Below are 13663 nucleotides of genomic sequence, written 5' to 3'. Positions count from 1 at the left end.
GGAACGGCGCCTGCGCGGCGTGACGACTCGGCGCGGACCGGCTCAGTGCGGTGACTGCTCGAACGCGCGAACCGCCGAGCCGACGCTCGGATACACGCTGTCGGGTGCCAGATCGGCGAGCAACTGCGCGGTCTCGAGTGCGCCCCGCAATTCCGGGGTCACACCGGCGAGGATGAACCTCGCATGCACCGAATGCACGTAGTCGATGAGATCGCGCAGTGCCTTCGCCGCCGAATAGTCGACGTCCGAGATCGCCGAACAGTCCAGCACCAGCCATCGCACCGGGTCGGGCGCAGCTTTGATCAGCGCGGTCACGTCGTCGGTGAACCGTCCGACGTTGGCATAGAAGAGGTCCGCGTCGTAACGGAAGACGATGAGTCCCGGCAGGGTCTGATGCCCGGGTCGGGCGCTCTCGTACTCGCGCTGCCCGTTCCGGCCGACCCCTACGACGAACCGCTCCGGGCGGTACTGACGGTGAATGATCTGCAGCACCGACATCACCATCGCGGCGACGATGCCGGTCAACACGCCGAAGACCACCACCATCACGGTCGTCAGCACCGCGATGGCGAACTCCACGCGCCGGATCCGCCAGATGTGCGCGAACCCCGCCCAGTCGATCAGATCGAGTCCGACCATGAACACGATCGCTGCCAGCACCGCCTCCGGGAGATCACCGAGCGGACCGGACGCGGCAACCACCACCACGAGCGTCACAACGGCGGTCGTGATGTTCGCGACCTGAGTGCGGCCGCGCTGACGGTCGAGGATCGCGGTCTTGGTGGGACTGCCGTTCACCACGAACGAGCCGGTGAGGGACGCGGAGACGTTCGCCGCCGACAGCCCGAGGATGTCGCGGTTGACGTCGATCCGATCTCCGTGGCGCTGAGCGAAGCTGCGTGCCGTCGCCGCACTCTGCGCCAAGATCACCAAGACGCACCCGAAAGAGACCGTGAGAACGGTGGGAAGGCGCCCGAGCACCTCGCTCATCGGTGGAAAGTCGATCGACGGCGGACCGGCGTCGACGGGCCCGACCGTCGGCACCCAGCGATCGAGGCCGAATACCGCCACGGCGACGATCGACCCGATCACGATCAGAATCGGCGTCGGCAGGCTGGGCCGCAGCCGTCGGACGCCGAGCAGGCCGGCCAGCGTCACCGCGGCGAACAGCATCGACTGCCAGTGCACTCGGTCGACGTCCCCGATCACGTGCGCCCACTTCTCGAGAGTGTGGCCGGCGTCGCGCTTCGGTTCGCCGAGCATACCGGGGATCTGCTCGGTCACCACGAGCACGCCGACGCCGGCCAGGAAGCCGACGAGCACGGAGGTCGACAGGAAATCGCCCAGGAAGCCCAGGCGCAGAACTCGGGCGACCAGCAGCATCACGCCGGTCACCAGTGCGATGAGGCCGGCCCAGGCGAGCCACTGCTCCGTGTCGGGCCGCAACCCGACCACTCCGAGACCCGCGATGCCCGAGGCGAGCAGCGCCGCGGTGGCCGAATCCGCTCCGACCACCAGCAGCCGAGACGCACCGATCAGCGCGAAGACCACCGCCGGCACGATCAGCGAGTACAAGCCGGCGCCGATCGGGACATGGGCGATGGAACTGTAGCCCATCGCCTCCGGGATCGCGACGGCTGCGAGCGACGCCCCGGCGAGGACGTCGGCCCGCAGCCAGGAGCGCTGATAGCCGCTCAGCGCGGGCGGGCGAAGACGCGTCAGCCGGTCAATGGCCACGACGAATCCACTCGTCGAGGTCACCTGCCTCGGCACCGACGGTGGTCTCGTCGCCGTGCCCGGTGCACACGCGCGTCTGCGGGTCGAGCACCAGGATTCGGTCGCGGATGGATGCGATGATGTCGTCGAAACTGGAGAACGAACGCCCGGTGGCGCCCGGTCCGCCCTGGAACAGGGTGTCGCCGCTGAAGAGCACGTTCGCCGACGGCGCCCACACCACGCACGAGCCGGGGGAATGGCCCGGCGTGTTGATCACCTCGAGTTCGTGGCCGCCGACCACGATCCGCTGTCCGTCCGAGAGTTCGTCGTGGGCCACTCCCGGGTGAGTCCGGTCCCACAGCATCTCGTCGGCCGGATGCAGCAGGATCGGTGCGCCGGTCGCCTCGGCGAGTTCCGGGGCGACTCCGATGTGGTCGTTGTGCGCGTGGGTCAGGACGATCGCCACCACGTCGCGGTCGCCGACGGCTTTCAGGATCGGCGCCGCGTCGTGCGCGGCATCGATGATGACGGCCTGGTCGTCGTCGCCGACCACCCAGACGTTGTTGTCGACGTCCCAGGTGCCGCCGTCGAGCGAGAACGTTCCGGAAGTGACGACTCGGTCGATCCGCAGACCGGCGGGGACCGATCCTTCGGGTCCGGTGGACTCGGTGCTCACAGCTCCACCACCGAACGCAGGACGCGGCCCTCCTCCATGGCCTTGAAGGCGTCGTCCACACCGTCGATGCCGATGCGCTCGGTGACGAACTTGTCGAGCGGAAGACGGCCCTGCAGGAACAGGTCGATGAGCATCGGGAAGTCGCGTTCGGGCAGGCAGTCGCCGTACCAAGACGATTTGAGCGCCCCGCCGTGACTGAAGAAATCGACCAGCGGCATCTCGAGGCGCATCTGCGGCGTCGGCACACCGACCAGCACCACGACACCGGCGAGATCGCGGGCGTAGAACGCCGTCCGGTAGGTCTCGGGGCGGCCGACGGCGTCGATCACCACGTCGGCGCCGAATCCCCCGGTCAGTTCCTTGACGGCCTCGGCCACGTCGTCGATCGCCGACGCGTCGATGGTGTGGGTGGCGCCCAGCTCTCTGGCCCAGTCGAGCTTGCTCGGGTCGCGGTCGACGGCGATGATCGTCGTGGCACCGGCCAGGCGCGACCCGGCGATCGCCGCGTCGCCGACTCCACCGCAGCCGATCACCGCTACCGAATCGCCGCGACCGACCTCCCCGGTGTTCATCGCGGCGCCGAGCCCGGCCATCACCCCGCAGCCCAGGAGGCAGGCGACGGCTGGATCCGCGGCTTCGTCGACCTTGGTGCACTGTCCCTCGTGGACGAGCGTCTTCTCGGCGAAGGCGCCGATGCCCAGCGCCGGAGTCAGTTCGGTGCCGTCGGCGAGGGTCATCGGCTTACTGGCGTTGAAGGTGTCGAAGCAGTACCAGGGCCGACCGCGCTTGCAGGCGCGGCACTCGCCGCACACGGCACGCCAGTTCAGAATCACGTAGTCGCCGGCCGCGACGTGGGTCACCGCGTCGCCGACCGTCTCGACGATGCCCGCCGCCTCGTGTCCGAGCAGGAACGGGTACTCGTCGTTGATGCCGCCGGTGGCGTAGGCGAGGTCGGTATGGCAGACGCCGCACGTCTTGATCTTGACCACCACGTCATTGGGCCCGGGATCCGGGATCGTGATGTCGACCAGTTCGGTAGGCGCGTTCTTGCTGCGGGAGACGACTCCCTTGACGACGGTGGGCACGTGTTCTCCTAGTTGGACGGCCGCACTTCGACGCGTTCAGCCGAGAGCGGCGATGAGTTCTGCCTTCTTCATCGTCGAGTATCCCTTGATTCCGGCCGCCTTGGCCTCGGCACGCAGATCCGCCACCGTCTTCGACGCGGTTCCCGACTTCGGCGCGGGCTTGGCGGAAGCAGCCGGCTTGGTGGCACCGGACTTGGCGGCGGTCTTCGCGGCGCTCGGCTTGGCAGCGCCGGACTTGGCGGTGGCGGACTTGGCGGTGGCCGGCTTGGCGGTGGCGCCGGTGGTCTTGGCGCCGGGTTCGGCGGTCTTGGGGGTGGCGGGCTTCGCAGTCGCCGGCTTCGCGGCGGACTTGGGCTCAGCAGGCTTCGCGGCGGACTTGGGCTCAGCAGCCTTCGGCTCGGCGGGCTTGGGCTGCGCCGGCTTCACGGCGGTCGGTGCCTTGGATGCGGGCGCGGGCGTCTCAGGCTTCTTCGGCAGCATCGGAGAACGGGCGAGCATCGTGTCGCGGAGCGCGACCACTTCGGCGGAGAGGCGCTTGACCTCTTTCTCCAGTCGCTTGATCAAGCTCTTCTTGCCACTCATCACTGGTGTACCTCCATATGTCTGTGGCTCCAGCCGGAGTGCCCGACCGGGTCAATTGTGACCCTACTGTGAGCAAACCCCGCGATGCGACTCGCGGGTAGCATGCGTCGCCGCAGATCCGAACAGCGGGGTCAGCGTGCGGAATGAACGTGAACCACACGCAGGTCGGCGTCGAGCACCACCAGATCCGCGCGGCGGCCCGATGCCAGGGCGCCGATGTCCGCGCGCCCCAGAACGCGGGCGGGGTTGGCCGAGGTCATGGCCACCGCCCCGAGCAGGATCTCGTCGGAGACGCGGTCTCGCACGCCCGGGGCGTCGGAGCGCAGGCCCGCGACCGTCCGCGCGAACAATCCGGCCATGGTGGCGGTGCTTCCCGCGATCGCGCCGGTCCGCGCGACCCGCGCGACGCCGTCGGCGACGGAGACGTCCAGAGCACCCAGTCGATACGCGCCGTCCGGCATGCCGGCGGCCGCCATCGCATCGGTGACGAGCGCGACGCGGTCGAAGCCGACGGCACGCTGCACGTCGCGCACCAGGGCCGGATGCAGATGCACCCCATCGGCCACCAGCTCGACCACCACGCGGGGATCCTCCATGAGGGCCAGCGGCGGTCCTGGTTCGCGGTGGCTGAGCGGCGCCATCGCGTTGAACAGATGCGTTGCGACCCGAGCTCCCCGCGCAATCGCCTCTCGGACCTGGTCGTAGGTGGCGTCGGTGTGCCCCACGGCCACCGTGACACCCGCACTCACGAAGCGGTCGATCGCCTCCATCGCGCCGGGAAGCTCGGGAGCCAGCGTCACCATCACGACGGCGCCGTCGGCCAGTTCGAGGAGTTCGTCGATCTCGCCCGGCGACGGCGGGCGCAGCACGTCCGGGTCGTGCGCCCCGCACCGCGCACCGCTGATCCAGGGTCCCTCGAGATGGATGCCCGCGCTGATCCCCTCGCCTACCAGAACGCTCAGACGCGCGACGATGTCGCGGAGCTCGGCGCGACCAGCGCTCACCGTGCTCGTCACCGTCGTCGTGGTTCCGTGCTCCCGGTGGAATCGGGCGGCGGCCCGCACGTCGTCGCCGATCCCGTCCGTGTACGACGATCCCCCGCCGCCGTGGACGTGCATGTCGACGAAACCCGGCACGATCACTCCGTCGGCGAAGGTCGCACTCGCCGCGGCCGGCGGCGGACCCGCGCCGACACCGGTGATGAAGCCCTGCGCGATCTCCACCCAGCCCGGCCGGTGGACCACGCCGTCGGCGACGAGCGTGCCCGCGGCGATGATCATCGTCTCGTTCAAGGGACTCCCTTCCGCGAATCGACTCGACGCCAGTGGCTCGGAGTGTATCGCCGGCGACGCCGCGGATCGGCGCCAAACTGCAGGAAGAGACGACTGGTGAGTTCAGTCTCAAATTCCTTGACCGGGTCGTCCGACCGGCGGAACAGTGGAGTGCAAGCTCTACTCAGGCAGCTCTCCCCAGGAGGTTCTCATGAGCTCCTCATCATGGTTCGTCGCGCTCCGGCACCCGTCGCCCGCCGATCTCGAACTGTGGCTCGAAGCCCAGGCGGCGGACGGCCGCGTGCTGACCGACTACTCGCTGCTCAGTCCGCTGCGAATGCGGTTCACCGAGTCCGCTCCGGCCCGGGTCCGGTACGCGGTGGAGCGGCGCGCCGTCCCCGCACCCGTCGACTACTTCCGGTTCCGCGAAGCGCAGGGCTGGGAGCACGTGGGTCAGGCCGCCGACTTCCACATCTGGAAGCGCCCGTACACCGGCGAGCGCCCGGCCGGGTTCATCGGCGAGGATCTCGGCCGCCGGGCCTCCGCGCTCGCGATCGGGCTCGGAGTGATCGGAGTCCTGGCCCTCGCCGTGGCCCTGGCTCTCGGCGCCGTCGCGGGTCTGGCGGCCTTCGAGTGGACGAACTCGGTGGAGTTCTGGGCTCCGGCCGTCGCAGCAGCCGTGGTGGGAGTGCTCGCCGTGACCGCCGGCGTCGTGCTCGCGGTCTCGGGCCGCAAGGCGTCCGCGCGCACCGCGCCGGGCGAGACCGCCACGCGCGAACGCGCCGAGATCGGCGGCTGAGCGCGCCCGATCTGTCGGTGTCCGCTGTTACCGTAGGGCCATCCGCTCAGGAGGTCACGATGGACAGTTCATCCGGCGTCTTCTCCGAGGCCGCGTTCGACGCGGCGATCGATCGAGTCTGGGTCAGATTCCGGTGTGAGTTGGCCGACCAACTCGACCGGATGAGTCACGACCACCCCGTCACCGTGTTCGCACTCTGGACCGAGTTGTTCGGCCCGCAGCCCACCGTCGTATTCACCCACACGCTGAACTCCCGCCTGCGGTTGACCGTCGCGCATCGCGATCTGTATCCGTACGGGCCAGAGGACCGGCAGCGGGTGGCCATGCTGACCGACCGGGGCTGGCGCTCGCTGCGCGACCAGACGTGCATCGTCGAGTTCGCCCGGCGCGGAGTCGACGCCGCGGCGATGGCCGCACAGTACGCCCTGCGGGAGGTGTGGGGCGTGCCCGATCCGAGCTATCTGGTGGCGGACCAGGACGACGTGCTGCGGACGTTCATCACGTCGGACGCCGCCGCGCGCGAACCCAAGATGCGCTGAACCCGATGGGTCACGGGCAGCCGTCGTCCGCCGACAGCCTGCCGAGATAGCGGTCGCGTTCCGCACCCGAGAGCGGGTCGGTGGCAGTGCACACCCAGCGGCGCGCGGATTCGCGGTCGGTGGTCTGCAAGTATACGACGCCGGTGCCGTCGCCGGCGACCGGATACCCGGGACCCGAACCGGCATCGGTCGGCAGCACCCAGTTCGACACCGTCCGCGACCCGCCGAGCACAGGAGAGACCGCCGCCCCCTGAGTGAGCGAGCCGTCGGCGCCCAGGGCGAAGTCCACCACCTCCCGCGTCCCCGTGCTGATCATCAGCCGGCCTCCCGATCGGCCGATGGACTCGGCGTGCAGGTCGCTGACCCTGCTGACCACCGTCGGCGGGCCGTCGTCGATGCGCCACACCGCCAGATCACCGGCCGCCAGAACCACGTACCTGCCGTCGCGGGCGAACGTCGCGTCGGCCACCTCCTCGCCCATCGGCAGCACCAGCGGTCGGGAATCGGCCCGGTCGAGCCGGTACACGTAGCCGTTGCCGTCGTCGGCGGTGACGGCTAACCGAGAACCGTCGACCGCATAGCTCACACTGCGGATGAGATCCCCCGGCCCGCCGAGCGGATCGCCCACCGGTCGCGGCGCCGCCGGATCGGTGAGATCCCAACGTTGCACGCGCCGGTCGTCGATCCCGGCGGCGAGTTCCCGCGTGCCGGGAGCGAAGGCGAGCGCATTGGTGTATCGGGTCCCGACTCGGAGTTCGCCCACCCGGCGCGGGCGATCGGGATCGCCGAGATCCCACAGTTCCACCAGGCCGCCGTTGTTGTTGGCCGTCGCGGCGAGCATCCCGTCGGTGGTCACCGCGACGCTGGGCCGGTTGTTGGCCCGGCGGTCGATGTCGACACCGCCCCGCTGGTGCCACTGCCCGTCGTCCCGGGTCCAGACGTTCAGCCGGGCGTCGGAACCGACCGTCACCAGCCGGCGGCCCGACGCGTCCATGTCCACGCCGCTGATCAGTGCGCCGCGGTCCGGGAGCAGGCCCGGCGGCAGGGTCCAGAGGTCCACCTCGCCGTCCGACCGCCCGACGGCGAGTTCCTGACCGTCGGGGCTGAACACGGTGCTGACCATGCGCACCGCTCCGGGTGCGGCCGATCGCTGCAGCTCCCAGAGCGGCAACGGATCGGAGATCGACGTGGTGTTCCAGACATGCACGATCCCGTCGGTCCCGGCGCGGGCCAGCAGCGGGCGCACCGGGTTGGCGGCGATGGACCACGAGCCGCCGGTGACGCCGGCCAGCGACGTGGTGTCCGGCCGGGGCGCCGCCGGGTCGGTGACGTTCCACAACTGCACGTTGGCGCTGTCGCCGGTGACGGCAAGCACCGAGTCACCGCGGGTGAAGGCCAGCGCGTGGGTGATGCTGGGGAATCCGCGCAACGGTTCGCCCGCGGGCCGCGGGGTGTCGGTGTCGGCGGCCGTCCAGAGCCGTACCGTCTGGTCTTCCCCGCCGGTCGCCAGCACCGTGCCCGCGGAGTTGAACGCGAGCGAGCGGACCGCGCGGGTGTGGCCGCGCAGCACCGCGGTCTGCGTCGGCGGACGGTCGCCGTCGACGCGGTACACGGTGACCGTTCCGTCGTCGGACGAGGCCGCCAGGTGAGCGCCGCTGGGACTGAAGCGCGTGAGATACGCCGCGCCGCTGCCGGGCCTCAATGTCGCGATCTCCCGAGGAGACCCGGGATCGGCGACGTTCCACAGCCGGACCGTGCCGTCGCCGCTCGCCGCGGCGAGCAGCCGGCCGGAGCGATCGAAATCCACCGAGGTGACGAACGACCCGAAGCCGCCCAACCGGGCCACCTCGCGGAAGGGCTTCACCGCACCGTCGGTGCGCTGCCACACGCGGACCGTGCGGTCGTTGCTCGCCGACGCGAGCAGCCGTCCGTCGCGGGAGAACATGACGTCGTAGACCGCGCCGGTGTGCCCGTCGAGCGAGCGTGCGAGCGGTGAGGTGTATGCCGCGAGCAAGCCACTGCTGACCTCGGTGTCGTCGGCGTAGTGCTGATCCGCCACCGCCAGCATCCGCGCGGCCAGCGACGGATCCGAACTCACCAGTCCTTCGATGCTGGACATGACGGCCGCGTGTTCGGCGCTGTTGCGTTGCCGTGCGAGATCGCTCGCCTGCCGGGTGGCGATGATCGCGGTGATCGCGGACGCCAGGCCGAGGACCACCACCAACGTGATCGAGGCGAACCGGAGGCGCTTGCGGACGGTCCGTTGCCTGCCTGCGGCGTCGAGGAACTCCGCGGCACCGGCCGGCAGCAGGACCTGACGGTGAGCGCCCAGTTCGGCGCGGTTGGCCTGCGAGGTCGCCAGCCGGGCTCCGCTGTAGAGGTGGTCCGCTGCGCGGCCGCTCTCGTTCCACGCGTCGGTGTCCGCCGCCAACTGCTGCATCCACTGGATCAGATCCGCGTCTTCCGCGATCCAGTCGGCCATCCGCGGCCACGCGGACATGACCGCCTCGTGGATGAAGGTGACCGATTCCGAACTCACCGTCAGCAATCGGGCGTCGGAGAAGGCGTCGATGATCCGCGTGGCCGATTCCGGGAAGCGCTCCCGCAGATCACTCGGGGCGACGGCGTTGCGCATCGGCGTCCGGCGAGGACCGAACTGGACCAGCGCCAGCAGCAGTGCCCTGGCCTCCTCGTGGTCGGCCGGGTCGAGTGCGGCCCAGGTGCGTTCCGCGGTCTCGGCGAGCGCCGAGGTGATCCCGCCCGCGGCGCGGTACGACCCGACCGTCAGCCGGTTCCCGGTCCGTTTCGCCCACATCACCTGGAGAGCGTGGGCGAGCAGCGGGAGCCGTCCCGCGCGATCGCCCTCGGTGGAGGCCTGGTGCAGATCGTCGATCATCAGATCCGCCAGACCCTCGTCGATCCGGCCGCCGGCCATCCGCACCGGCTCGATGATGACCTGACGGAGCTGGTCGTCGGACATCTCGGACAGGATCATCGAACGGTCCTGCCACGCTCGGGCGAGCATCGGGTACTCGACGCAGGCACGGAAGAAGTCGGCGCGGATACCCAGGACCACCACGCTCCCGGCGTCCGAGAGTTCCTGCACCCGATCGAGCACGGCGCGCCGCCGCGTCTCGTCGTCGAGCGCGAAGACCTCTTCGAACTGGTCGATCACCACCAGCGCCGCACCGGCGGCCACCTCGTCTCCGACGAGTCCGGACGGCCCCACGCGCAGCGCGATCGCGGTGTTCCACGGTTCACCGGCGCGGGCGAGCCCGGCACCGAGCAGTGACGACTTGCCCGCCCCCGACACTCCGGTCACCACGACGACCCGATTGCCCGCCGAGTCCCGTGCCTCGGAAAGCAGCCCCGAGAGGGCGGCGATCGTGTCGTCGCGTCCGAAGTACCTGTCGCGGTCGCGGGCACCCATCGAGGCGAGTCCGGGAAAGGGCGTGTCCAGCCTGGCGCCCGACGCGGGGTCGTGGTGGCGTTCCCAGAGCCGTCTCCATTCGGGCATGGACACGAGGTCGTCGGCACCGGCGTCGAGCGCCCGCCGGTTGAGCCACATGATCAGCGGCAGGACGGTGTCGAAGTCCCGCGGGACGTGTCTGCCGTTGCGCCAGTCGCTGATCCGCTGCGGCGTGGCCTCGGCGCGACCGAATCTGGCCATTCCCTCCGATGCCGCACGCAGCGTCGGCTTACCGGCTTGGCGGAAGAGTCTCGCGAGCGCCGGACCGAACTCGCTCTCCGGCGGCGTCGAGGTCACGACTGTGAGGTTATCCGAGCACCGGATTCCGGGGAATTTCTCCGGTCCGGATAACTCATCCACACCTGTGACCAGTGACGATGCGGACATCGGCGAGAGATTCGTTGAATCGGCACATCGCGGATTCCTACTGTGATATGGACTCGCCGCCGGGCGGGTCTCTCTCTTCTACCGTCGGGGTAATCAACACATGACCAAGCGTCTGATCACAGCGTTCACGCTGCTCGTCGCGTTCTTCGCGACCGCCGCACTGATTCCGGCCACCGCAACGGCGGCCACCCACCACACCCGTGAGGGTGTCACCGTGGAGCTGACCACCGGCCAGCTCTCGGCCAAGCGGATTCCGCCGCTGGACGGTTCTCCCACCTCGGCCGAGGCCCTGCTCTCGTCCGACGTGCACGCCGCGCTGACCGGCATCAAGGACAAGAAGGTCAGCGCCACGCTGGAGGTCGGCTACCAGATCGGGTATCCGGTCTCGATCGCACCCGGTGGCGTCAAGATCACCGCGCACACCCCGGATCTCAAGCTCACCGGCGGCGTCGACGCGAAGGTGAACCCGAACGTCACCGTCTCCGGTACCGGTGGCGGCGGCTCGGTCGGCGACGTGGGTGTCAGCCTGGGCGCGGAGTCGACGATCATCCCGGCCACCGACCTCGAGTTCGAGGTGGCCGCGGGCAAGATCACCACTGTCTCGCTCGCGAAGATCGCGCTCACCAAGCCGACGGCCGACATCGTGCTGTCCGGCGTCGAGCTTCACGCGACCAACGCGCTCGGCCCGATCTCGGTGCGTCCGTTCACGAAGATCTCCGTCACCACCGAAACCGGCGTCTACGTCTACTACGCGTACGGCAAGACCAGCCGGATCTGACCCGCTCTCCCGCGACGGGGCCGGTGCATCGCGCGCCGGCCCCGTCGTCGTGGCGGCTGCGCCGTAATAAGCATGTAATGCAGTGGTCAACCACACGAAACGAGCATCCGGTTTCATGCCGCACCCGCTGCGCCGATAGAGTGACCAACGGAAATTGGCCCGAGAGGACCGGAATTTGCGGTGTGCGCCGAGCCCGCCTCGTCCAGCGCACCAGTTGGGAGTACTACACATGACCGCATGGGACAGCGATCTCCAGGGTTGCTACGACATGGTTATCAACCGCAACCCCGGTGAGCCCGAGTTCCACCAGGCCGTTCAGGAAGTCTTCGAGTCGCTGAGCCCCGTCATGGTCAAGCACCCCGAGTACCAGGACGTCCTGGCCCGGATGTGCGAGCCCGAGCGTCAGATCATCTTCCGCGTGCCGTGGATCGACGACGCCGGCCAGGTCCAGATCAACCGCGGCTTCCGCGTCGAGTTCAACTCGGCCCTCGGCCCGTACAAGGGCGGCCTGCGGTTCCACCCGTCGGTGAACCTGTCGATCGTCAAGTTCCTCGGCTTCGAACAGATCTTCAAGAACGCTCTGACCGGCCTGCCGATCGGAGGCGGCAAGGGCGGCTCGGACTTCGACCCCAAGGGCCGCTCCGACCTCGAGGTCATGCGCTTCTGCCAGTCGTTCATGACCGAGCTGTATCGCCACATCGGCGAGTACACCGACGTTCCCGCCGGCGACATCGGCGTCGGCGGCCGCGAGATCGGCTTCCTGTTCGGCCAGTACAAGCGCATCACCAACCGCTACGAGTCCGGCGTCCTGACGGGCAAGGGACTGTCGTGGGGCGGTTCGCAGGTCCGCCCGGAGGCCACCGGTTACGGCGCTGTCTTCTTCGTCGACGAGATGCTGAAGGCCAAGGGCGACAGCTTCGAGGGCAAGAAGGTCCTCGTCTCCGGTTCCGGAAACGTCGCCACTTACGCGATCGAGAAGATCCACCAGCTCGGCGGCACGGTCATCGCCTGCTCGGACTCCTCCGGCTACGTCGTCGATGAGAACGGCATCGACCTGGAGATCCTCAAGGAGGTCAAGCAGGTCCGCCGGGCCCGCCTGAGCGAGTACGTCGAACTGCGCGGCGGCGGTGCCCGCCTGGTCACCGAGGGCAACCTCTGGCAGGTGCCCGCCGACATCGCGCTGCCGTGTGCGACGCAGAACGAGCTGGATGAGAAGGACGCCGAGGCACTGGTCCGCAACGGATGCAAGGTGGTCGCCGAGGGCGCCAACATGCCCACCACACCGGAGGCCACCAAGGTCCTGCTCGCTGCGGGCGTCGGCTTCGCGCCGGGCAAGGCCGCCAACGCCGGCGGTGTGGCGACCTCCGCGCTGGAGATGCAGCAGAACGCCTCGCGCGACTCCTGGACGTTCGAGTACGCCGAGGAGCGTCTGAGCTCCATCATGCGCACCCTGCACCACACCTGCCTGCAGACCGCCGACGAGTACAACGACCCGGGCAATTACATCCTGGGCGCCAACGTCGCCGGTTTCGTTCAGGTCGCCGACGCGATGAACGCGCTCGGCGTCATCTGACCGACGCAGTCATATGAGAAAGGCCCGCCGTCGGCGGGCCTTTCTCATTGTCCGGGAGTGGTCAGGCGGTCTCGGTGGCCACCCGATCGACGGCCTTGGTGAAGACCTTGTTGAACGCTGCCAGGTCGGGAGTCGACTGCGGGGAGGCGTCGCTGGCCTGCACGCTGACCAGGTAGCCGTTGACCATCGCGTAACCGACGATCATCGACGTCTTGGTGGTGGTTCCCTTGAAGTCGATCGTGGAACTCTGCTGCACGACGATCGCGTCGTCCGCCTTCGTCTTCGGCGCCGGAATCACCTTCGAGACGGCCGTGCCCTTCGCGCCCGCGGCCTGGCCCTCGGTGATCTCGACCTTGATCTTGCCGCAGTCGCCGGTCACGGCCTTGCGGAAGTCCTCCACGGAGTGGTCGACCACGGAGACGGTCTCAGCGAGCACGGAGGTGCCCTTCATCGCGATGACGAAGCCGGTCTTGGCGAGGTCGATCTTGTCTGGAAACGCACTCAGCTGCATGCAGTTCGCCGGCGTCACCTTGGCACTCTTCGTCGAGCTGAGGACGGAATCGGCGACCTTCTGGATCTGGTCTCGCGGAACCGGGGTCACCTGGTACCCGGCCGGAAACTCGGCCTTGCCGATCACCAGCGTCGGCGCCTTGCCCGCATCGGCGGACGGTGCGGCGGCCGACGATGCGGCACCCGGCACCGGTGCGCCGTCCTCGGTCGAGCTGCAGCCGGTCACGAGCAGCAATGCCGCGCTCGCGGCAGCGGCGGCGCCGGCAATCCTCTTCATT

The 13663-nt window shown here is 69.1% G+C and carries 11 protein-coding genes; 4 read left to right on the top strand and 7 right to left on the bottom strand.

All coding sequences use genetic code 11. The features are described from left to right. Window positions 1-42: 42 nt before the first annotated feature. The 5 genes from GSI01S_RS17435 to GSI01S_RS17415 form a co-directional block, all read right to left on the bottom strand. The gene (locus GSI01S_RS17435) at window positions 43-1737 is read right to left on the bottom strand and encodes a SulP family inorganic anion transporter (protein ID WP_006897956.1); all 1695 of its coding nucleotides are present in this window, start codon (window positions 1735-1737) and stop codon (window positions 43-45) included. Further along, entirely contained in the window at window positions 1727-2392 is a 666-nt protein-coding gene (locus GSI01S_RS17430; protein ID WP_006897955.1) for an MBL fold metallo-hydrolase, read from the bottom strand. Before GSI01S_RS17430 ends, GSI01S_RS17435 begins: the two co-directional genes overlap by 11 nt. Next, the gene (locus tag GSI01S_RS17425) at window positions 2389-3477 is read right to left on the bottom strand and encodes an S-(hydroxymethyl)mycothiol dehydrogenase (protein ID WP_006897954.1); all 1089 of its coding nucleotides are present in this window, start codon (window positions 3475-3477) and stop codon (window positions 2389-2391) included. Before GSI01S_RS17425 ends, GSI01S_RS17430 begins: the two co-directional genes overlap by 4 nt. Window positions 3478-3513: 36 nt before the next feature. After that, window positions 3514-4059, bottom strand: coding sequence for a Rho termination factor N-terminal domain-containing protein (locus tag GSI01S_RS17420; RefSeq protein WP_039868051.1), 546 nt, complete (start codon window positions 4057-4059; stop codon window positions 3514-3516). A gap of 131 nt (window positions 4060-4190) precedes the next feature. After that, window positions 4191-5339 carry an N-acetylglucosamine-6-phosphate deacetylase gene (locus GSI01S_RS17415; RefSeq protein WP_039868064.1) on the bottom strand — a complete coding sequence of 383 codons (1149 nt, stop codon included), beginning with the start codon at window positions 5337-5339 and terminating at the stop codon, window positions 4191-4193. 202 nt (window positions 5340-5541) lie between these two features. On the opposite strand from GSI01S_RS17415, the gene GSI01S_RS17410 reads away from it, so the two are divergent. Together GSI01S_RS17410 and GSI01S_RS17405 are read left to right on the top strand one after the other, a co-directional pair. Then, entirely contained in the window at window positions 5542-6129 is a 588-nt protein-coding gene (locus GSI01S_RS17410; protein WP_006897951.1) for a DUF2812 domain-containing protein, read from the top strand. Between the two features lie 59 nt (window positions 6130-6188). Further along, the gene (locus tag GSI01S_RS17405; RefSeq protein ID WP_006897950.1) at window positions 6189-6668 is read left to right on the top strand and encodes a TY-Chap domain-containing protein; all 480 of its coding nucleotides are present in this window, start codon (window positions 6189-6191) and stop codon (window positions 6666-6668) included. Window positions 6669-6678: 10 nt separating this feature from the next. On the opposite strand, the gene GSI01S_RS17400 is transcribed toward GSI01S_RS17405, so the two are convergent. Further along, window positions 6679-10434 carry an NACHT and WD repeat domain-containing protein gene (locus tag GSI01S_RS17400; protein WP_006897949.1) on the bottom strand — a complete coding sequence of 1252 codons (3756 nt, stop codon included), beginning with the start codon at window positions 10432-10434 and terminating at the stop codon, window positions 6679-6681. A gap of 190 nt (window positions 10435-10624) precedes the next feature. Between GSI01S_RS17400 and GSI01S_RS17395 the strand changes: the two genes are divergently transcribed. Then, window positions 10625-11302: an MspA family porin gene (locus tag GSI01S_RS17395; RefSeq protein ID WP_006897948.1), complete on the top strand. Its 678-nt coding sequence runs from the start codon at window positions 10625-10627 to the stop codon at window positions 11300-11302. A gap of 229 nt (window positions 11303-11531) precedes the next feature. Further along, window positions 11532-12875 carry an NADP-specific glutamate dehydrogenase gene (gene gdhA, locus GSI01S_RS17390; protein WP_006897947.1) on the top strand — a complete coding sequence of 448 codons (1344 nt, stop codon included), beginning with the start codon at window positions 11532-11534 and terminating at the stop codon, window positions 12873-12875. A gap of 61 nt (window positions 12876-12936) precedes the next feature. On the opposite strand, the gene GSI01S_RS17385 is transcribed toward gdhA, so the two are convergent. Next, a complete protein-coding gene (locus GSI01S_RS17385; protein WP_231650068.1) occupies window positions 12937-13662 on the bottom strand; it encodes a hypothetical protein in 726 nt (241 codons plus the stop codon). Window position 13663: the final 1 nt, after the last annotated feature.

The organism is Gordonia sihwensis NBRC 108236 (genome assembly GCF_000333035.1).
Taxonomy (GTDB): Bacteria; Actinomycetota; Actinomycetes; order Mycobacteriales; family Mycobacteriaceae; genus Gordonia; species Gordonia sihwensis.
Note: the sequence above shows the minus strand (reverse complement) of the source record. Positions and strands in the feature narration are given on the sequence as shown.